The organism is Bradyrhizobium sp. AZCC 2289 (genome assembly GCF_036924615.1).
GTDB lineage: Bacteria > Pseudomonadota > Alphaproteobacteria > Rhizobiales > Xanthobacteraceae > Bradyrhizobium.
Window position 1 is genome coordinate 71,744 of record NZ_JAZHRY010000001.1, and the last position, 19,889, is coordinate 91,632.

Genomic DNA, 19,889 nt, shown 5'->3' on the forward strand with positions numbered 1-19,889 from the left:
CCCGCGCCCTTAAGCGCCAGCCTCGGCCTCGACCTGACGAACCACGATGGTCAGGTGCGAGAACGGTTTGAATACACGGCCCGAGCGGCCACGGCCGCGCGGTGCAAAACGCTTCATCACGATGCCGTTGCCGACATGGGCCTCGGCGACGACCAGATCGTCGACCTCGAGGTCGTGGTTGTTTTCGGCGTTGGCGATCGCCGACTCCAAGCACTTCTTGACGTCGACCGCGATCCGCTTGCGCGAGAACTGCAGGTCGGCGAGCGCCGCCGAAGCCTTCCGGCCGCGAATCAACTGCGCGACAAGATTGAGCTTCTGCGGGCTGACGCGCAGCATCCGGGCTACCGCCTTGGCCTCGTTGTCCGCGAGGACACGTTCGCGCTTTGGTTTGCTCATCGCTTATTCCTCAAGCCTTCTTGGCTTTCTTGTCGCCAGAATGGCCATGGAAGGTACGGGTCGGCGAGAACTCGCCGAACTTGTGACCCACCATTTCCTCGTTGACCGATACCGGCACATGCTTCTGGCCGTTGTAGACGCCGAAGACCAGGCCGACGAACTGCGGCAGGATGGTCGAGCGGCGGCTCCAGATCTTGATGACGTCGTGACGGCCGGACGCACGCGCGGCATCTGCCTTCTTGAGCAGAGAGCCTTCGACGAACGGGCCTTTCCAGACTGAACGAACCATGTCCGGCGTTCCTTACTTCTTCCGCTTGTGGCGGCTTAAGAGAATGAATCTGTTGGTCGACTTATTCGAACGGGTCTTCTTGCCCTTGGTCGGCTTGCCCCACGGCGTAACCGGGTGGCGGCCGCCCGAGGTGCGGCCTTCACCGCCGCCGTGCGGGTGATCGATCGGGTTCATGACGACGCCGCGGTTATGCGGACGCCAGCCCAGCCAGCGGGTGCGGCCGGCCTTGCCGATCGAGATATTCATGTGATCGGGGTTGGAGACGGCGCCGATGGTGCCGCGGCAACGGCCGTGCACCAGGCGCTGCTCGCCCGAGTTCAGGCGCAGAATGACGTAGTCCTGGTCGCGGCCGACGATCTGCGCATAGGTGCCGGCGGACCGCGCGATCTGGCCACCCTTGCCGATCTTCATCTCGATATTGTGGATGATGGTGCCGACCGGCATGTTGCCGAGCGGCATCACGTTGCCGGGCTTGACGTCGACATAGTTGCCGGCGACCACGACATCACCCGCGGCCAGCCGCTGCGGCGCCAGGATATAGGCCTGCTCGCCGTCCGAATACTTGATCAGCGCGAGGAACGCGGTGCGGTTCGGATCGTATTCCAGCCGCTCAACGGTCGCGGGAACGTCGACCTTGTTGCGCTTGAAATCGACCATCCGGTAGGCCTTCTTGTGGCCACCGCCGCGGAAGCGGACCGTGATGCGTCCGGTGTTGTTCCGGCCGCCATTGCTGATCTTGCCCTCGGTCAACGCCTTGACGGGCTTGCCCTTGTAGAGCGCCGAACGATCGACCATCACCAGCTGGCGCTGGCCCGGCGTCGTGGGATTGTAAGTTTTCAATGCCATCGCTGTATCGCCTTATAGTCCGGTCGTGACGTCGATGCGGTGGCCCTCTTCGAGGGTCACGATCGCCCGCTTCACGTCCGACTGCGAACCGAAATTGCCGCGGAACACCTTGGTCTTGCCCTTGCGCACCAGCGTGTTCACGCTCTTCACCTTGACGTCGAACAGCTTCTCGACGGCTTCCTTGATTTGCGGCTTGGTCGCCTTGCCGGCGACCTTGAACACGACCTTGTTGTGCTCGGACGCAACCGTTGCCTTTTCGGTCACGACCGGGGCAACGATGATGTCGTAATGGCGCGGATCGATATTCTTCATTTGAAGCGCGCCTCCAACGCATCCACCGCCGACTTGGTCAGCACCAGTTTATGGCGACGCAAAATATCATAGACGTTGATGCCCTGGATCGGCAGCACGTCGATGTTCGGAATGTTGCGCGCCGCAACGGCGAAACCGTTATGCAGCTCGGCGCCGTCGATGATCAGCGCATTGGTCAGGCCGAGACCCGAGAAGTGCCCGATCAGGGCCTTGGTCTTGGCCGCCTCGAGCGTCGCCGATTCAATCACGATCAGGCCGCCGTCCTTGGCCTTGGCGGACAGGGCATGGCGAAGCGCCAGCGCCCGAACCTTCTTCGGCAGGGCAAAGGCATGCGAGCGCACGACGGGACCGAACGCACGGCCACCGCCACGGAACTGCGGCACGCGGGCCGAACCGTGACGAGCACCGCCGGTGCCCTTCTGCTTGTACATCTTCTTGCCGGTACGCCACACATCGGCGCGACCCTGCGCCTTGTGCGTGCCGGCCTGACGCTTGGCGAGCTGCCAGTTGACGCAGCGCTGGATGATATCCTTGCGCGGCTCCAGGCCGAAAATCTCGTCGGAAAGCTGAACCGAGCCAGCCTCTTTGCCTTCAAGGGTCGTGACTTTCAGTTCCATCTCACGCGCCCTCCTGCTCGGCCGGCGCTTGCGCTGCCTGCTCGCCGCCGGCGACCTTGAACTTGCCGGGCTTCGGCGCGTCCTTCGGCAACGGCTTCTTGACGGCGTCGCGCACCGAGATCCATCCGCCCTTGGAGCCGGGAACGGCGCCTTCGACGAGGATCAGGCCGCGCTCGACGTCGGTCTGCACCACACGCAGATTGAGCGTGGTGATGCGATCGACACCCATGTGACCGGGCATCTTCTTGTTCTTGAAGGTCTTGCCGGGATCCTGGCGCCCGCCGGTCGAACCGATCGAACGATGCGACACCGACACACCGTGGGTGGCGCGCAGACCGCCGAAATTCCAGCGCTTCATGCCGCCGGCAAAACCCTTACCGACCGAGGTGCCGGTGACGTCGACGAACTGGCCGACCACGAAATGGTCCGCCTGAATTTCGGCGCCCACCGGGATCAGCGCGTCTTCCGACACGCGAAACTCGGTAACCTTCCGCTTGGGCTCGACCTTCGACACCGCAAACTGGCCGCGCTCTGCCTTCGGCAGATAGACGGTCTTGCGGGCGCCGGAACCGAGCTGCAGCGCGACATAACCGTTCTTCTCGGTCGTGCGATGTCCCAGCACCTGGCAATTGCCCAGCTTCAGCACGGTCACAGGGATATGTTCGCCGGTCTCCGTAAAGACCCGCGTCATCCCGACCTTTTGTGCGATCACTCCGGAGCGCATCGGCGTGCTTCCTGTTCTTTCTGTCCGCTAACTTCGGACGATCCAAAAAATCTTAGAGCTTGATCTCGACGTCGACACCTGCGGCCAGATCGAGCTTCATCAAAGCATCGACGGTCTGCGGGGTCGGATCGACAATATCGAGAAGACGCTTGTGAGTGCGCATCTCGAACTGCTCGCGGCTCTTCTTGTCGACGTGCGGCGAACGGTTGACGGTGAACTTCTCGATGCGGGTCGGCAGCGGAATGGGTCCGCGAACCTGGGCACCGGTGCGTTTCGCCGTATTCACGATCTCGCGGGTCGACGTATCGAGAATTCGATGGTCGAACGCCTTGAGCCGGATGCGAATATTTTGGCCGTTCATTGCCGTTGTCTCTTTCTTCGTCGCTTATTGCGAATAGCGAGCGGTCGTAGCGAACAGAAGATCCTGTCCGCTACCGCTGTTGTCCACTCTTACTCGATGATGCTTGCGACGACGCCGGCGCCGACAGTGCGGCCACCTTCACGGATCGCGAAACGGAGCTTTTCTTCCATCGCGATCGGCACGATCAGGTGCACTTCCATCGCGATGTTGTCGCCCGGCATCACCATCTCGGTGCCTTCGGGCAGATGCACGACGCCGGTCACGTCGGTGGTGCGGAAATAGAACTGCGGCCGGTAGTTGGTGAAGAACGGGGTGTGACGACCGCCCTCTTCCTTGGTGAGGATGTAAGCCTCGGCCTTGAACTTGGTGTGCGGCTTGACCGAACCCGGCTTGCACAGCACCTGGCCGCGCTCGACTTCCTCACGCTTGGTACCGCGCAGCAGCGCGCCGATGTTGTCGCCGGCCTGGCCCTGATCGAGCAGCTTGCGGAACATTTCGACGCCGGTGACGATGGTCTTCTGCGTCGCGCGCAGACCGACGATCTCGATTTCCTCGCCGACCTTGACGACGCCGCGCTCGACACGACCGGTCACGACCGTACCGCGGCCGGAGATCGAGAACACGTCTTCCACCGGCATCAGGAACGGCTGGTCGATCGGACGCTCCGGCTGCGGAATGTAGCTGTCCACCGCCTTCATCAACTCGAGGATCGCGTCGTGGCCGAGCGCCTTGTCCTTGTCTTCGAGCGCGGCCAGTGCCGAGCCCTTGACGATCGGAATGGTGTCGCCGGGGAATTCGTACTTCGACAGCAGTTCGCGAACTTCGAGTTCGACGAGCTCGAGCAATTCCGGATCGTCGACCATGTCGCACTTGTTCAGGAACACGACCAGCGCGGGAACGCCGACCTGACGGGCGAGCAGGATGTGCTCGCGGGTCTGCGGCATCGGGCCGTCGGCGGCCGACACCACCAGGATCGCGCCGTCCATCTGCGCCGCACCGGTGATCATGTTCTTCACGTAGTCAGCGTGGCCCGGGCAATCGACGTGGGCGTAGTGCCGGTTCGTGGTTTCGTATTCGACGTGGGCGGTCGAGATCGTGATGCCGCGCGCCTTTTCTTCCGGCGCCTTGTCGATCTGGTCGTACGCCGTGAACGTCGCACCGCCGGTTTCCGCCAGCACCTTGGTGATCGCTGCGGTCAGCGAGGTCTTGCCATGGTCGACGTGACCGATGGTTCCGATGTTGCAGTGCGGTTTATTACGTTCAAACTTTGCTTTGGCCATTTGACTCTCCGTTCAGTCGTTAGCTTTGAACCAACGACAATCAGGCAAACTTCTTCTGGACTTCTGCCGACACGTTCGCGGGTGCTTCCGCGTAGTGATCGAATTGCATGGTGAAGGTCGCGCGTCCCTGGCTCATCGAGCGCAGGTTATTCACGTACCCGAACATGTTCATGAGCGGCACCATCGCGTTGATGACGTTGGCGTTGCCGCGCATGTCTTGACCCTGGATCTGGCCGCGCCGTGAATTCAGATCGCCGATGACCGATCCGGTATAGTCTTCCGGGGTCACCACCTCGACCTTCATGATCGGCTCGAGCAGAACAGACTTGCCCTTCGTCAGCGCTTCGCGGAACGCCGCGCGCGCTGCGATTTCGAAGGCCAGCGCCGAGGAGTCGACGTCGTGATACTTGCCGTCGACCAGCTGGACCTTGACGTCGACCACCGGGAAGCCGGCGACGACGCCGGAGCCCATGACGCTGTTGAGGCCCTTTTCGACGCCGGGGATGTATTCCTTCGGCACCGCGCCGCCGACGACCTTGGACTCGAATTCATAGCCCTTGCCGGGCTCGTTCGGCTCAACGATGATCGACACTTCGGCGAACTGACCGGTACCGCCGGTCTGCTTCTTGTGCGTGTACTTAACCTCGGCGCGCTTGGTGACGCGCTCGCGGAACGCCACCTGCGGCGCGCCGATATTGGCGTCGACCTTGTAGGTACGGCGCAGGATGTCGACCTTGATGTCGAGATGGAGTTCGCCCATGCCCTTGAGAATGGTCTGGCCGGACTCCACATCGGTCGACACCCGGAACGACGGATCTTCCGCAGCGAGCTTCGCCAAGGCGACGCCGAGCTTTTCCTGGTCGGCCTTCGACTTCGGCTCGATCGCGATTTCGATCACCGGCTCCGGGAATTCCATCTTTTCGAGGATCACTGGCTTGTCGGGGTCGCACAGCGTGTCACCGGTGCGGGCTTCCTTCAGGCCTGCCAACGCGACGATGTCGCCGGCATAGGCTTCCTTGATGTCTTCGCGGTTGTTGGCATGCATCAGCAGCATGCGGCCGATACGCTCCTTGCGGTCGCGCGTCGAATTGATGACGCCGGTACCCGACATCAGCGTGCCGGAATAGATGCGGCAGAAAGTGATGGTGCCGACGAACGGGTCGTCCATGATCTTGAACGCCAGCAGAGCCAGCGGCTCCTTGTCGTTCGGCAGGCGAACGACTTCGTTACCGTCTTCATCGAGGCCCTTGATGGCGGGCACGTCGACCGGCGACGGCAGGTAGTCCACGACTGCGTCCAGCAAAGGCTGCACGCCCTTGTTCTTGAACGCCGAGCCGCACAGTACCGGGAAGAACGCGCCTGTCAGCACGGCCTTGCGAATCATGCGCTTCAAGGTCGCCTCATCGGGCTCCTTGCCGTCGAGGTAAGCGGCGAGAACCTCGTCGTCGAGTTCGACGGCAGCTTCCAGCAGCTTCTCGCGATATTCCTTGGCCTTCTCGACCATGTCAGCGGGAATATCGATGTCTACGAACTTGGCGTCGAGCTTCTCTTCTTCCCAGACCACGCCCTTCATGCGGACGAGATCGACCAGGCCCTTGAAGTTGTTCTCGGAACCGATCGGAAGCTGGATCGCAATCGGCTTGGCGCCGAGGCGATCGACAATATCCTGCATGCATTTGTAGAAGTCGGCGCCGGTCTTATCCATCTTGTTGGCGAAGACGATGCGCGGAACGCGGTACTTGTCGCCCTGACGCCAGACGGTCTCGGTCTGCGGCTCAACGCCCTGGTTGGAATCGAGCACACATACGGCGCCGTCGAGCACGCGCAGCGAACGCTCGACTTCGATGGTGAAGTCGACGTGGCCGGGGGTGTCGATGATGTTGAGGCGCTTGCCGCTCCAGAATGCGGTGGTCGCGGCCGACGTGATGGTGATGCCGCGCTCCTGCTCCTGCTCCATCCAGTCCATCGTCGCGGCACCTTCGTGCACTTCGCCGATCTTGTGGCTCTTGCCGGTGTAATAGAGGATGCGCTCGGTGGTCGTGGTCTTGCCGGCATCGATATGCGCCATGATACCGAAATTTCGGTAGTTCTCTATGGCATGAACGCGGGGCATGGGCTGTTCCTTAAAATCCTAAGTTTCGCCGTTACCAGCGATAGTGCGAGAAGGCGCGGTTGGCTTCCGCCATCCGGTGCACGTCTTCACGCTTCTTGACGGCGTTGCCCCGGTTGTTCGACGCGTCGAGCAACTCCGCCGAGAGCCGCTCCGTCATGGTCTTCTCGTTGCGCTCGCGCGCAGCCGTAATGATCCAGCGAATGCCCAGCGCCTGACGGCGCACGGAGCGCACTTCGACCGGCACCTGGTAGGTGGCGCCGCCGACGCGGCGCGAACGCACCTCGATGGTCGGCATCACGTTTTCCAGCGCCTGCTCGAACACCGGCAGCGGGCCCTGCTTGGTCTTGGCCTCGATCATGGCGAGCGCGCCATAGACGATGCCTTCGGCGGCAGACTTCTTGCCGTCATACATGATCGAGTTCATGAACTTCGTGATGATGATGTTCCCGAACTTCGGGTCCGGGTTCACTTCACGTTTTTCAGCAGAATGGCGACGAGACATCTGGTCTGTTCCCGATTACTTCGGACGCTTCGCGCCGTACTTCGAACGGCGCTGCTTACGGTTCTTGACGCCCTGGGTATCGAGGACGCCGCGGAGAATGTGGTAACGCACGCCGGGCAAATCCTTGACGCGGCCGCCGCGGATCATGACCACCGAGTGCTCCTGAAGGTTATGACCTTCACCGGGGATGTAGCCGATCACCTCGAAGCCGTTGGTCAGGCGCACCTTGGCGACCTTGCGAAGCGCCGAGTTCGGCTTCTTCGGGGTCGTGGTGTAGACGCGCGTGCAAACGCCGCGCTTCTGCGGCGACTGCTGCAGCGCCGGCACCTTCTTGCGCGACTTCTGAACCGTACGCGGTTTTGCGATCAGCTGGTTGATCGTCGGCATGTCAGCCTTCACCCTTTTAATTCGTGCGAAACCCAAAGACGGTTTTCGCAAATTCTTCTCGGGACTAGCCGTCCCGTTCGGCCGTCTCGCGCGGAAACATCCACGCAAGACGAAATCGCGCCAACCACTCATCACTGAGCGGAAAGCGCTTCGACACCACAGAGGACCGCGATCCAGGACCGGTCAGCGTTCGCTGTTCGGCCCGTCATCGAGGTCATGCATCCGAGTTCACTCTCAAGAGAACGTGCTCAAGAGAACTAATATCGCCCTGGCATTGCCTAGCTATATGATCGACAGCGTTTGAGCGGCATTCGTCGAGGTTGGTGCCCGTCCTGATCCCGAAGGATCCGAAGGGTGTTCCGTTCCGACGCTGGCGTTGCTCACCGCCTGTCGTGAAGTAGCGGCCTTTTATAAGCGGCGGGAAGCCAAGTCAAGGCGAAACGACAATAACAGAAAGGCCTCTGCCGCAGCGGGATTCAGCACGCCTCAAAAATTCGATCGGCAGCTATATCCGGCATTTCCCAAGTAGGGCGCGAATCCCCCGACGCCAGGTCAGACCGCGCCGGCCGGCTTGGCCGAAGGGGCATCGGCCCGGCCACCGCGGTGGTCGGCAATAAAGGCTGGATCAATCCCGAAAACGCTAATATTACCCGGGTATTATTAAGCCTGGCGCGTGGCGGTGTCCGGCTTTTTGGGACCCGACGCCCCAATTCGGCCCCGCAACCGATCGCGCAAGTCCCGCAGGCGTTCGTATCCAAGGTGCCGCGCGACTTCCATCCGGTAATGCAGTGATTTCGCCGGCCCAATGTTGAACAGCAGGTCGACCATGTTGCGTCGTCCAGCCCAAAGCTGGGCCATGAAACTCGTTTCCGCGGCACAGGAGTTGATCGCATGAACATCGGAGCCGGCGAACAACTGGTCGGTCACGCGATCGATCAGCAGCGCGCCCGGTGAATATTTGGCATAGTTGGCGTCGAAGGCCGTCTTCCAGGTGTAGGCCGTGGCGCCGCAATACATCAGCACCTGCGCGGCAACCGCCTGGCCGTTGATGCGCAGCAGCGCCACCGACGCGTTCTGTCGGGCGGCGAGATGCTGCAGCAAGTTCCTGACAAAGGCGGCATCCGCCGGGTCGGACAACAGCGCCGTCCCCTGAGCGCCCTTCCAGCTTGCTTTTTCCAGCGCGAGAAAGGTTTCGAAGGCCTCCACCGCCCCCTCGGGCGTTCGCTGGTTGAGCACTTCGACCGCACCGAGCGCAGTCAGGCGATTCCAGTCCTGCCGCAGCTTCTTGCGCGTCGAGCCGGAGCGCTTGATACCGAACTCCCGTGTTACGAACGGCCGTGCATGTTCGGCAAGCATCAATGGCACGATGCCGCGCTCGGCCAGCAATTTGAGGATAGCGGGGTAGCTCGGACATTCGGCATCGAAGGACTTTATGCTCAGCACCTTCGGCAGCGACCGATTCTGTTCGATCGCCGCGAAGAACGCCGGGATCACCTCCTCGACAAACGCCGGATCGATCACGGGACTGGACAGGAAGGCGTAATTGTACGGCAGCGCCTCCAGAAGCGCCGGCCAGAACGGCGCGACCTTGCGCACCTGCAGCGCCCAGACGCCGACCAGCCGGCGCGGCTCGACGCCCTTCTCCCAGGCCAGCATCATCTGAATGTCGGCAAAACCCGTCTCGCACGCCGCCATCAGCGCGGCCGGATTCATGAAAACGTTCGACGACGCGCGCCGGACCAGATCGTCCCAATACGGGGCGATGGCCAGGTTTGGTGAATCGATCGTTACCAAAACCATCGAATGAGTGCCCTGCTACGCCGTGCGATCGCGGCGGATCGTGTTCTTCCGAGATTGCTTTTCGGTTAAATCGCGGGGGTTTTGGCGTTATTCCTGGCATCTCTTTCAAGCTTTGTTTGCATCTTGCGGCGCAGAGATAGGGCCATCGATCAAAGGCCCAGGCATGCGTTACACGGATGTCGCAATCATCGGCGGCGGTCTCGCCGGCTCAACGGCGGCAGCGATGCTGGGACGCGCCGGGATCCCGGCCGTCCTGATCGATCCGCACCCGGTCTACCCGCCCGAACTGCGCTGCGAGAAGATCGGCGGCGAGCAGCTCGATCTGTTGCGCAAGACCGGTCTTGCCGAGCCGACCTTGCGGGCGACCACACTTGACGGCGAAGTGTGGGAAGCACGTTTCGGCTACGTCGTTGCCAAGAAACCCAGCGACCAGCACGGCATCATGTACGACACGCTCGTCAACACCGTGCGTGCGCAAATCCCGCCCGGCGTGGAAACCATTTTCGCCAAGGCCTCCGCCATCGCCAGCAGCGGCGAGCGGCAGAAAATTGAGCTCTCGAACGGCGACGAAATCTCGGCGCGGCTGGTGGTGCTGGCGAACGGACTCAACATCGGCCTTCGCCATACGCTCGGCATCCAGCGCAAGGTCATCAGCCAATGCCATTCGGTCACGCTCGGCTTCGACATCGAGCCGGCCGGCCATACAGCTTTCGCATTCCCGGCGCTGACCTATTGGCCGAAATCGGCGCGCGCGCGGATGGCCTATCTTTCGCTGTTTCCGATCGGCGGAAAGATGCGCGGCAATCTCATGGTCTATCGCGACATGACAGATCCCTGGTTCCAGCAATTCAAGCAGGCGCCGGAAGCGACCCTGCGCGCCATGATGCCCGGCCTTGCGCGCATGACGGGCGGATTCAAGGTGAGTGGACCGGTCAAGATCAGGCCGGCCGATCTCTGCGTCACCGAGGGCCATCTGCAGCCCGGCATCGTGCTGGTCGGCGATGCCTTCGCCACCTCCTGCCCTGCAGCCGGAACCGGCACTACAAAAGTGTTCACCGACGTCGGGCGCCTGTGCAACGTCTACATCCCGGCCTGGCTCTCGACCGACGGCATGGACGCACAAAAGATTTCACAGTTCTACGATGATCCCGAAAAGGTGGATTGCGAGGCGCGGTGCCGCGCCAAAGCCTATCACCTGCGCTCGCTATCAACCGACCACGGGCTGCCGTGGCGCGCGCAACGCTGGGCCCGTTTTATGGTTCGGCTGGCCCAGGGAGCACGACACGCCATCCGCAAGCGGCTGTTGGCCGGGTCGAATGGCCCGCAACGAAGCGCCGGATCGGCCGGGCAACCGCAGCACGGGAAGCTCGCCTGAGCCCGTCCCGCGAGCGTCGCGACGGTAATGCTCCTTTCCCGGCGCAACAATGGCGGGATCTCCCATGAGATACACCGACATTGCGATTATCGGCGGCGGCCTTGCGGGCACAGCGCTGGGCGCGCTTCCTGGCTGGCTGAGCAAGGGCGCCGTGCGACGCGCCCACGGCCGCCTCAGCGCAGCACCGACGCGCCGCGCTCATTCCTCGTCGTCATCATCTTCGTCGTCATCATCGTCGCTGTCATCGTCCGCCTGACCGGCGGCATTGTGCGGCGCATGGCCCTGATCGTCCCATAATTTGCGATAGACGCCATTGGCGGCGAGCAATTTTGCGTGCGAGCCGCGCTCGATCGCCTTGCCGCCGGAGATCACGATGATCTCGTCCATATCGACCACCGAGGTCAGGCGATGGGTCGACCAGATCATGGTGCGTCCCTTCGCCACCTTCAACAGCGTGCGATTGATCGCGGCTTCCGTGGTCTGGTCCAGCGCGGAGGTTGCTTCATCGAGCAGCAGCACGGACGGATTGCGGATGATCGCGCGCGCAATCGCGATGCGCTGGCGCTGGCCGCCCGACAGCGTGTCGCCGCGCTCTCCGACCGGCGTGTCGTATTTCTGCGGCAGGCTCATGATGTAGCGATGGATCTCGGCTTTTCGCGCTGCCTCCACCACCTCTTCGTCGCTGGCGGCTTCCTTGCCGAGCCGGATGTTCTCGCGGATCGACATGTTGAACAGCATGTTCTCCTGGAACACCACCGCCATGCTCCGCCGCAGCGATTCGCGGGTTACGCGGCGGATATCGACGCCGTCGATGCTGACGCGCCCTTCATCCGCCACGTAGAGGCGCAGGATCAGATTGAGCAGCGTGCTCTTGCCGGAGCCGCTGGGGCCGACGATCGCGATGCTTTTTCCGACATTGAGCTTGAGGCTGAGATTGTCGAGCACCGGCGTCTGGCTGCCGTCATACTGGAAGGTGACGTGATCGAAGGTGATGTCGTTGGTGATGCGCGGCAGATCGGGCGCCCCCGGACGATCGGCGCCGCGCGTCGGCTCGTCGAGCAATTCCTGGATGTGGCGCACCGCCGCCGCCGACTGGATCGACACCGGAATGAAATGCATGATGTGGGCGATGTTGTAGGACACCTCCCAGAACGCGCTCTCGAAGGTGACGAAGGTACCGATGGTGATCTGGCCCTTGGTGGCAAGATAGGCGCCGATCGCCAACACCACGAGGTGCAGCAACAGCACCGAGATCGTGACGGTGCGTTCCACCATGGTCGAAAGGAACCCGGCAGAGGCGGTTTTCAGGCGCACCTCCTGGTTGCGCATGGTGAACCAGCCGAGCGTCCGGCGCTGCAGGCTGAACGCCTTCACCACCGCCTGCGCCGCAACGTTCTCCTGAACCATGCCGAGCAGCGCGGATTCGTTGAGCTTCTGCTCGTAATTGGCCTGCACCGCCTTCGGCGTCAGGATCCGCGGGCCGATCAGCGTGATCGGAAACACCAGCAGCGACACCACCGCGAGCTGCCAGTTCAAGAAAAGCAGCAGGAGGATGCCGGCGATCAGTTCGAAAAACGGCAGGGCCGCGCTGTTGGCAAAGCTTTTGATCGAGCCCTCGAAGGCCGAGAGGTCGATCGAGAAACGCGAGAGAATCTCGCCGCGCTTGGTGCGTGCAAAATAGGCCGACGGCAAATTCTGGACGTGCTCGAACAGCCGGTTTCGCACGTCGGAAATGACGCACGCCGCCAGCCGCGCATCCCACCGCTCGTACCAGACCGCGACGATCGAGGTGACGATGCCCGCGACCGCAAGCACGCCGAGGATTATGTAGAGAGCCTGAAAATCCTCTTCGCCGAGCGCGTCGTCGATCAGGAATTTCAGGCTGAGCGGCATGAAGACGTTGAACAGCGTCTCGACCAGGACGCCGAAGCCGACGAATGCCAATAGCTTCTTGTAGTTGATCAGGAACGGCTTGACGAAGCCGTAGGTCGTTGCTAGCGCGCCGGCGGCTTCCTTGGCGGTGAAAACGACGAGATCCTCGTCATCATCATCGTCGTCGAGCTCCAGATCGTCGTCTTTGTCATCCTCGTCGTCATCATCGGGCGGCGACGATGCGGCCGCCTTGCCGGGCGGTGCCGCGCCGGCGGAATCGGCCCCGGTCGCAAACTTCTTCGCAAGCTCGGGATCGTCCGCGACAGCAGGATCCCGATCATCCGAAGAAGGAGGCTTTGGCGCCATAAAACCAACCGATGCTGCACGGCCGGCTTGACCGCAAAATCGAACGCTGTAGCGGATGACGCTACCGCGCCGATCCTATGCGATCAGGATGAATTCGGCAAAACAATTGGCGTAGCCGGCGCTGTCGATTACTCGTCCGATTCGACCTTGTCAAAGAACGAATAGCGCAGGCTGTCGGAGTCCGCGTACCAGTGCCCCGGCCCCTTGTTGGCGGCGAGCGTCGCCGCCCACAACGCGTCGGTGGTGTCGCGGCGATGCATCGAGAGGTCGAATCCGTTACCGAAGAACAACTCCGACCACTCCCACCAGGTGCCGAGCTTCTTCACCCCGCGCAACAGGTCGTAGCGATCGATCAGCCCCGGCGCCATATCCGAGGTCACCGATCCGAACACCAGACCGGTCTTCATCACGCGATTCAGTTCGCGCACCGCACGCGCCACCTGCTTTTCCCCGACGTGGCACAGGCTGGTCTCGAACACGAAATCGAATTCGTCGTCCTTGAACGGCATATCCACGATCGAGCCGAGCTTGTTGAACTTCTTCAAGCCCTTCGGCGTCCTGGCGTGCACGGTGCGGTTGTTTTCGATGCCCCATGCGTCGATGCCGCGTTCGCGCAGCGCCCCGACCAGTTCGCCGCTGGCGGAGCCCGCGACCAGGAGCTTGTAGCCCTTGGCCCGGTTCCAGACGATCTTGATCAGGTCCGTCAGGTAAGCGGGATCGGTAAACTGGCTCCAGACTTCGCTGTAGGGACCGAGCCCGCGATAATTCTCGAAATAGCCGCGGTCGATCTTGTCCGACAGCAGCTTGCCGTCCTGTGAGCGGGCGCGACGCAGCCGCATCATCTCGGTGACGATGATGTCGGTGGCGGCATCGGAGGAGTCGAGCAGCCCGTTCAGCGTCGAGTCGAACAGATAATCGCCGACCACGACCAGCCCCGGATGCGCTTTCGGCTCGGGGCGGTGATTGGTCATGATATCGCGCGCGGGCAACCCGCCTGGCAGCGCATTCACCGACGACAGCCAGCGATGGGTCTTGCCCTCGACGAAATGCTCACGGGCATCGCCGAGCGAAGCCGGCAGCGATTTCAGCGCGGCGTCGATCAGTTCCTGATCGCTCAGATTGGCGAACGCCAGCGCGTCGGAGCCCGCGATCAGCCAGTTCAACACCCCGTGCTTGCCGACATCGTGGCGCGCGCCTTCGTTGTAGACGCAGCAGCCGCCGAACGCTTCCGACATGAACCAGGCGCCCGGGATCTTCTCGCCCCAGAACGGCTCGTCGAACAGGATCGAGACGCGCAGGTAATGCGCCGGCCGGTCGAAGTAAGCGACATGCTTGACCATCGACTTGCGCAGCTCTTCGCCGTCCCAGCGCATGGTGGCGAGCCAGGAATGCGGCAGGCACATCACGACGAGATCGAAATCCCGCGTCTCCGGCCCCTTGCCGTTCATCATGTTGAGCTGGTAGCGGCCGCCTTCGGTCTTGCCGACCTTGAGAACCCGGTGGTTGAGCTGGATGTCCGCCTCGACCTCGGACTTCAGGCAATCGATCAGCTGTTCGTTGCCGTTCTGGATCGAGTACAGGCCGATATAGCCGTCGACGTCCATCACAAAATTCTTCAGCGCATTCAGCCCGTTGGTGTTGTGGCTTTCGGTCGCGAGATCGGAACGCGCCATCACCTTGAAGAAGCGCTTGGCGATGGGATCGTCGACTTCCTTGTCGAGCAATTGCTCGCAGGTCATGTAGGCCCAGGGATGCTCGTTGTCGTGGGCGCCGACGCCCTCATAATATTCGATTGGCGACACCATGTTGGCGCAGCGCTTGCGGAACGCCTCGATCGCGTCCGCGGTCCTGGCGCCATATTTGCGGCGCATGCCCGGCACGTCGTTCAGGAGTTCGCCGTCGAACTGGACCTGCTCGGCATCCATCGGAATCGTCTGCAGACCGAAATGCTGGATCAGTTCGCGCAGCGGATCAGGACCGGTCATCGAGTAATCGTAGATCTCGGCAACGCCGGCCTCGTACATCGCGGGCGCGGAATCGAATTTGCGCGTGACGATCTTGCCGCCGACGCGGTCGGACGCCTCGTAGATCGTGATACGGCAGAGGTCGCCGAGCTTCTTTTTCAGATACCAGGCGCTCATCAGCCCGCCGGGGCCGCCGCCAACGATTGCAAGATCAAGCATGTGTGTTCCGTCGTCTCCGGCCCCGCTGCGAAGCGTCCGGTCTAAGTCGTCCTAGCAAAAGCGCTTTTCACTCTGAAGGAAAGATGAACAAAGCAGGTTCCTGCATCGCAGCAATGAAAGAAAGCAGCAAAAAGGCCGGCGATAAGCCGGCCTTTTCGTATTCACCGTATTCTTCCGGAGCAGCTTATTCCGCCGGCGGCAGCGCCAGCGGTTCCACTTCGGGAGCAGCCGGCACGATCGCAGCCTGCTTCTCGCGCTCGTCGAGAATCAGCTTGTCGCGCTTGACCGCGACTTCGCGAATCTTGGCCATCGAAGCGCCGGTGCCCGCCGGGATCAGCCGGCCGACAATGACGTTCTCCTTGAGGCCTTCCAGCGGGTCCACCTTGCCGTTGACGGCGGCTTCGGTGAGCACGCGGGTGGTCTCCTGGAACGAGGCCGCCGAGAAGAATGAGCGGGTCTGCAGGCTCGCCTTGGTGATGCCGAGCAGAACCGGCGTTCCCGTGGCGATCTTCTTGCCCTCTTCCTTGGCCTTGGCGTTCAGCACGTCGAACTCGATCTTGTCGACCTGCTCGCCCGAGATCATGTCGGTGTCGCCCTGGTCGGTGACCTCCACCTTCTGCAGCATCTGACGGACAATCACTTCGATGTGCTTGTCGTTGATGAGCACGCCCTGCAGCCGGTAGACCTCCTGGATTTCGTTGACCAGATAGGCTGCGAGTTCCTCGATGCCCTTGATCGCCAGGATGTCGTGCGGCGCCGGATTGCCTTCGACGATGAAATCGCCCTTTTCGACGATGTCGCCGTCCTGCAGATGGATGTGCTTGCCCTTCGGGATCAGGTACTCCCTGGTCTCCTCGGTCTTGTCCATCGGCTCGATCGAGATGCGGCGCTTGTTCTTGTAGTCGCGGCCAAAGCGGATGGTGCCCGCGATTTCCGCGATGATCGCCGCGTCCTTTGGCTTGCGGGCCTCGAACAGTTCGGCCACCCGCGGCAGACCGCCGGTGATGTCGCGGGTCTTGGCGCTCTCGGTCGAGATACGCGCCAGGATGTCGCCGGACTTGACCTTGGCGCCGACGTCGACCGACAGAATGGCATCGACCGACAGCATGTAGCGGGCATCGCCGCCACGTGCGAGCTTCAGCACCTTGCCATCCTTGCCCTTGACCACGATGGCCGGACGCAGATCCGCCCCGCCCCGCGACGCGCGCCAGTCGATGACGACGCGCTTGGCGATACCGGTGGATTCGTCGAGCGTTTCCGAGATCGACTGGCCTTCGACCAGATCCTCGAACCCGATGGTGCCTTCGACTTCGGTGAGAACCGGCCGTGAGTACGGGTCCCATTCCGCGATGCGCTGGCCGCGCTTGACCATATCGCCTTCATCGACGTGCACGCGCGCGCCGTACTGAATGCGGTGGGTCGCACGCTCGGTGCCGTCGGCATCGGTGATCGCAAACACCATGTTGCGGACCATCGCGACCAGGTGGCCTTCGCTGTTCCTTGCGATGGCCTTGTTCTTGATGGTCACCTTGCCGTCGAAGTTCGACTCCACGAACGACTGCTCGTTGATCTGCGCCGCGCCGCCGATGTGGAACGTGCGCATCGTCAACTGGGTGCCGGGCTCTCCGATCGATTGCGCCGCGATGACGCCGACCGCCTCGCCATGGTTGACCGGCGTGCCGCGGGCCAGATCGCGGCCGTAGCACTTGCCGCAGATGCCGTTGACGAGTTCGCAGGTCAGCGCCGAGCGAATCTTCACTTCCTGGATGCCGGCCTGCTGGATGGCGTCGACATGCATTTCTTCCATCAGCGTGCCGCGCTTGACCACGACCTTGTTGGTCGCGGGATCGCGCAGATCCTCGCCCGCGGTGCGGCCGAGAATGCGGGACGCCAGCGACGCAACCACGGTGCCGGCATCGATGATGGCGCGCATCTTGATGCCGAGCTTGGTGCCGCAATCGTCCTGCGTGATGATGCAGTCCTGCGCGACGTCGACCAGACGACGGGTCAGATAGCCCGAGTTCGCGGTCTTCAACGCGGTGTCCGCGAGGCCCTTGCGGGCGCCGTGGGTCGAGTTGAAGTATTCGAGCACCGACAGACCTTCCTTGAAATTGGAAATGATCGGCGTTTCGATGATCTCACCCGACGGCTTGGCCATCAGGCCGCGCATACCGGCGAGCTGACGCATCTGCGCCGGCGAACCGCGCGCGCCCGAATGCGCCATCATGTAGATCGAGTTGATGTCGGCGTCGGCGCCCTTCGGCGTCTTCTTGGTCGAGGAGATTTCCTTCATCATCTCCTTGGCGATTTCTTCGGTCGCCTTCGACCAGGCGTCGACCACCTTGTTGTACTTCTCGCCATGGGTGATCAGACCGTCATTGTACTGCTGCTCGAAATCCTTCGCCAGCGCACGCGTCGTATCGACGATCTTCCACTTGCTGTGCGGCACGACCATGTCGTCCTTGCCGAACGAGATGCCGGCCTTGAACGCGTTGTAGAATCCGAGCGCCATGATGCGATCGCAGAAGATCACCGTCTCCTTCTGGCCGCAGTGACGATAGACCTGGTCGATCACGCCGGAGATTTCGCGCTTGGTCATCAGCTTGTTGATGATTTCGTACGAAATCTTGGACGACTTCGGCAGCACGTTGCCGAGCATGACGCGGCCCGCGGTGGTCTCAATCCAGCGCCTGGCCTGCTTGCCGTTCTCGTCCGAGCCTTCCCACCGGAACTTGATCTTGGTGTGGAGGTGGATGACCTTCGAATGCAGGGCATGCTCGAGCTCGGCCATGTCGCCGAAGATCTTGCCCTCGCCGGGCAGGCCTTCGCGCATGATCGACAGGTAATACAGGCCGAGCACGATGTCCTGCGACGGCACGATGATCGGCTGGCCGTTCGCCGGATGCAGGATATTGTTGGTCGACATCATCAGCACGCGCGCTTCCAGCTGCGCTTCCAGCGACAGCGGAACGTGCACGGCCATCTGGTCGCCGTCGAAGTCGGCGTTGAACGCCGCGCAAACCAGCGGATGCAGCTGGATCGCCTTGCCTTCGATCAGCACCGGTTCGAACGCCTGGATGCCGAGGCGATGCAGCGTCGGCGCGCGGTTCAGCAGCACCGGATGCTCGCGGATCACCTCGTCGAGGATATCCCAGACCTCGGGACGCTCTTTTTCGACCAGCTTCTTGGCCTGCTTCACCGTGGTGGACAGACCCTTGGCGTCGAGCCGCGAATAGATGAACGGCTTGAACAGTTCGAGCGCCATCTTCTTCGGCAGGCCGCACTGATGCAGCCGCAGTTCAGGACCGACCACGATCACCGAACGGCCGGAATAGTCGACGCGCTTGCCGAGCAGGTTCTGCCGGAAGCGGCCCTGCTTGCCCTTCAGCATGTCGGCCAGCGACTTCAGCGGGCGCTTGTTGGCGCCGGTGATGACGCGGCCGCGGCGGCCGTTGTCGAACAACGCGTCGACGGCCTCCTGCAGCATGCGCTTTTCGTTGCGGATGATGATGTCGGGCGCGCGCAGCTCCATCAGCCGCTTCAGGCGGTTGTTGCGGTTGATGACGCGGCGGTAGAGGTCGTTGAGGTCGGAGGTCGCAAAGCGGCCGCCGTCGAGCGGCACCAGCGGACGCAGGTCCGGCGGAATCACCGGCACCACGGTCAGGATCATCCACTCCGGCTTGTTGCCGGAATAGCGGAAGGCCTCGACGATCTTCAGGCGCTTGGCGAGCTTCTTGTGCTTGATGTCGGATTCAGTCTCGTGCATTTCGGCACGGAGCGAGACCTCGAGCTTTTCGAGCTCCAGGCCCTTCAACAGCTCGCGGATCGCCTCGGCGCCGATCATGGCGGTGAACGAATCCTGGCCGTATTCGTCCTGCGCCTTCAGGTACTCGTCTTCCGACAGCAGCTGACGGTCCTTGAGCGCGGTCAACCCGGGCTCGAGAACGACGTAATATTCAAAATACAGAATCCGCTCGAGATCCTTCAGCGTCATGTCGAGCAGCAGGCCGATGCGCGACGGCAGCGACTTCAGGAACCAGATGTGAGCAACCGGCGCCGCCAGTTCGATATGGCCCATGCGCTCGCGCCGGACCCGCGACAGCGTCACTTCGACCGAGCACTTTTCGCAGATGATGCCCTTGTACTTCATCCGCTTGTACTTGCCGCACAGGCACTCGTAGTCCTTGATCGGCCCGAATATGCGCGCGCAGAACAGGCCGTCACGCTCCGGCTTGAAGGTGCGGTAGTTGATGGTCTCCGGCTTCTTGATCTCGCCGTAGGACCAGGACAGAATCTTCTCCGGAGACGCGATCGAAATCCGGATCTGGTCGAAGACCTGCGCCGGCGTCGTCGGATTGAAGAGATTCATAATTTCTTGATTCATGGTCTTCTCCTCGCGTGCCGATCGTCACCGGCAGCAAATTCGAAATTCTTTCTGGACCGCGCCCCGCTCAACGTCCGAGCAA

At 62.1% G+C, this 19,889-nt stretch carries 16 protein-coding genes; 1 reads left to right on the forward strand and 15 read right to left on the reverse strand.

Features of this window, described 5'->3' with window-relative positions; all coding sequences use genetic code 11:
- Window positions 1–9: 9 nt before the first annotated feature.
- From rplV to V1289_RS00465, 12 genes are all read right to left on the reverse strand, one after another.
- Entirely contained in the window at window positions 10–396 is a 387-nt protein-coding gene (gene rplV, locus V1289_RS00410; protein WP_074276041.1) for a 50S ribosomal protein L22, read from the reverse strand.
- 10 nt (window positions 397–406) lie between these two features.
- Complete coding sequence (rpsS, locus tag V1289_RS00415; RefSeq protein WP_027536815.1) at window positions 407–685, reverse strand: 30S ribosomal protein S19; 279 nt, start codon at window positions 683–685, stop codon at window positions 407–409.
- Between the two features lie 12 nt (window positions 686–697).
- A complete protein-coding gene (rplB, locus tag V1289_RS00420) occupies window positions 698–1,531 on the reverse strand; it encodes a 50S ribosomal protein L2 (RefSeq protein ID WP_074276040.1) in 834 nt (277 codons plus the stop codon).
- Window positions 1,532–1,543: 12 nt separating this feature from the next.
- A complete protein-coding gene (locus tag V1289_RS00425; protein ID WP_074276039.1) occupies window positions 1,544–1,843 on the reverse strand; it encodes a 50S ribosomal protein L23 in 300 nt (99 codons plus the stop codon).
- Window positions 1,840–2,460 carry a 50S ribosomal protein L4 gene (rplD, locus tag V1289_RS00430; RefSeq protein WP_074276038.1) on the reverse strand — a complete coding sequence of 207 codons (621 nt, stop codon included), beginning with the start codon at window positions 2,458–2,460 and terminating at the stop codon, window positions 1,840–1,842. The genes V1289_RS00425 and rplD overlap by 4 nt, the downstream gene beginning before the upstream one ends.
- 1 nt (window position 2,461) lies before the next feature.
- On the reverse strand, window positions 2,462–3,184 hold the full coding sequence (rplC, locus tag V1289_RS00435) for a 50S ribosomal protein L3 (RefSeq protein WP_074276037.1): 723 nt from the start codon (window positions 3,182–3,184) through the stop codon (window positions 2,462–2,464).
- A 52-nt stretch (window positions 3,185–3,236) separates the two neighbouring features.
- On the reverse strand, window positions 3,237–3,545 hold the full coding sequence (gene rpsJ / locus V1289_RS00440; protein WP_002712302.1) for a 30S ribosomal protein S10: 309 nt from the start codon (window positions 3,543–3,545) through the stop codon (window positions 3,237–3,239).
- A gap of 89 nt (window positions 3,546–3,634) precedes the next feature.
- Window positions 3,635–4,825: an elongation factor Tu gene (gene tuf, locus V1289_RS00445; protein WP_309177627.1), complete on the reverse strand. Its 1,191-nt coding sequence runs from the start codon at window positions 4,823–4,825 to the stop codon at window positions 3,635–3,637.
- 40 nt (window positions 4,826–4,865) lie between these two features.
- Window positions 4,866–6,938 (reverse strand): elongation factor G, encoded by a 2,073-nt coding sequence (gene fusA, locus V1289_RS00450; RefSeq protein ID WP_309177628.1) that lies wholly within the window; start codon window positions 6,936–6,938, stop codon window positions 4,866–4,868.
- Between the two features lie 31 nt (window positions 6,939–6,969).
- Window positions 6,970–7,440 carry a 30S ribosomal protein S7 gene (gene rpsG / locus V1289_RS00455; RefSeq protein ID WP_074276034.1) on the reverse strand — a complete coding sequence of 157 codons (471 nt, stop codon included), beginning with the start codon at window positions 7,438–7,440 and terminating at the stop codon, window positions 6,970–6,972.
- Window positions 7,441–7,455: 15 nt separating this feature from the next.
- Window positions 7,456–7,827: a 30S ribosomal protein S12 gene (gene rpsL, locus V1289_RS00460; protein ID WP_057849132.1), complete on the reverse strand. Its 372-nt coding sequence runs from the start codon at window positions 7,825–7,827 to the stop codon at window positions 7,456–7,458.
- 660 nt (window positions 7,828–8,487) lie between these two features.
- Window positions 8,488–9,627 (reverse strand): GNAT family N-acetyltransferase, encoded by a 1,140-nt coding sequence (locus V1289_RS00465; protein ID WP_334395166.1) that lies wholly within the window; start codon window positions 9,625–9,627, stop codon window positions 8,488–8,490.
- Window positions 9,628–9,790: 163 nt separating this feature from the next.
- Here V1289_RS00465 and V1289_RS00470 point away from each other — a divergent pair, with 163 nt between their 5' ends.
- On the forward strand, window positions 9,791–11,002 hold the full coding sequence (locus V1289_RS00470) for an FAD-dependent oxidoreductase (protein ID WP_334395167.1): 1,212 nt from the start codon (window positions 9,791–9,793) through the stop codon (window positions 11,000–11,002).
- A gap of 198 nt (window positions 11,003–11,200) precedes the next feature.
- Here V1289_RS00470 and V1289_RS00475 read toward each other — a convergent pair whose 3' ends face one another.
- The 3 genes from V1289_RS00475 to rpoC all read right to left on the reverse strand — a co-directional run bounded on the left by V1289_RS00475 (window position 11,201) and on the right by rpoC (window position 19,807).
- Window positions 11,201–13,240, reverse strand: coding sequence for an ABC transporter ATP-binding protein (locus V1289_RS00475; protein WP_334395168.1), 2,040 nt, complete (start codon window positions 13,238–13,240; stop codon window positions 11,201–11,203).
- A gap of 128 nt (window positions 13,241–13,368) precedes the next feature.
- Window positions 13,369–15,423, reverse strand: a complete 2,055-nt coding sequence (locus V1289_RS00480; RefSeq protein ID WP_334395169.1) for an FAD-dependent oxidoreductase — start codon at window positions 15,421–15,423, stop codon at window positions 13,369–13,371.
- Between the two features lie 184 nt (window positions 15,424–15,607).
- A complete protein-coding gene (gene rpoC / locus V1289_RS00485) occupies window positions 15,608–19,807 on the reverse strand; it encodes a DNA-directed RNA polymerase subunit beta' (RefSeq protein WP_309177633.1) in 4,200 nt (1,399 codons plus the stop codon).
- Between the last annotated feature and the right edge of the window lie 82 nt (window positions 19,808–19,889).

Coding starts and splice junctions, on each gene's coding strand:
- rplC (WP_074276037.1), bottom strand. CDS start 3,184: ATGCGCTCCGGAGTGATCGCACAAAAGGTCGGGATGACGCGGGTCTTT.
- V1289_RS00425 (WP_074276039.1), bottom strand. CDS start 1,843: ATGAAGAATATCGATCCGCGCCATTACGACATCATCGTTGCCCCGGTC.
- tuf (WP_309177627.1), bottom strand. CDS start 4,825: ATGGCCAAAGCAAAGTTTGAACGTAATAAACCGCACTGCAACATCGGA.
- rpsG (WP_074276034.1), bottom strand. CDS start 7,440: ATGTCTCGTCGCCATTCTGCTGAAAAACGTGAAGTGAACCCGGACCCG.
- rplB (WP_074276040.1), bottom strand. CDS start 1,531: ATGGCATTGAAAACTTACAATCCCACGACGCCGGGCCAGCGCCAGCTG.
- rpsS (WP_027536815.1), bottom strand. CDS start 685: ATGGTTCGTTCAGTCTGGAAAGGCCCGTTCGTCGAAGGCTCTCTGCTC.
- rpsL (WP_057849132.1), bottom strand. CDS start 7,827: ATGCCGACGATCAACCAGCTGATCGCAAAACCGCGTACGGTTCAGAAG.
- rplD (WP_074276038.1), bottom strand. CDS start 2,460: ATGGAACTGAAAGTCACGACCCTTGAAGGCAAAGAGGCTGGCTCGGTT.
- V1289_RS00470 (WP_334395167.1), top strand. CDS start 9,791: ATGCGTTACACGGATGTCGCAATCATCGGCGGCGGTCTCGCCGGCTCA.
- V1289_RS00480 (WP_334395169.1), bottom strand. CDS start 15,423: ATGCTTGATCTTGCAATCGTTGGCGGCGGCCCCGGCGGGCTGATGAGC.
- rpoC (WP_309177633.1), bottom strand. CDS start 19,807: ATGAATCAAGAAATTATGAATCTCTTCAATCCGACGACGCCGGCGCAG.
- V1289_RS00465 (WP_334395166.1), bottom strand. CDS start 9,627: ATGGTTTTGGTAACGATCGATTCACCAAACCTGGCCATCGCCCCGTAT.
- rpsJ (WP_002712302.1), bottom strand. CDS start 3,545: ATGAACGGCCAAAATATTCGCATCCGGCTCAAGGCGTTCGACCATCGA.
- fusA (WP_309177628.1), bottom strand. CDS start 6,938: ATGCCCCGCGTTCATGCCATAGAGAACTACCGAAATTTCGGTATCATG.
- rplV (WP_074276041.1), bottom strand. CDS start 396: ATGAGCAAACCAAAGCGCGAACGTGTCCTCGCGGACAACGAGGCCAAG.
- V1289_RS00475 (WP_334395168.1), bottom strand. CDS start 13,240: ATGGCGCCAAAGCCTCCTTCTTCGGATGATCGGGATCCTGCTGTCGCG.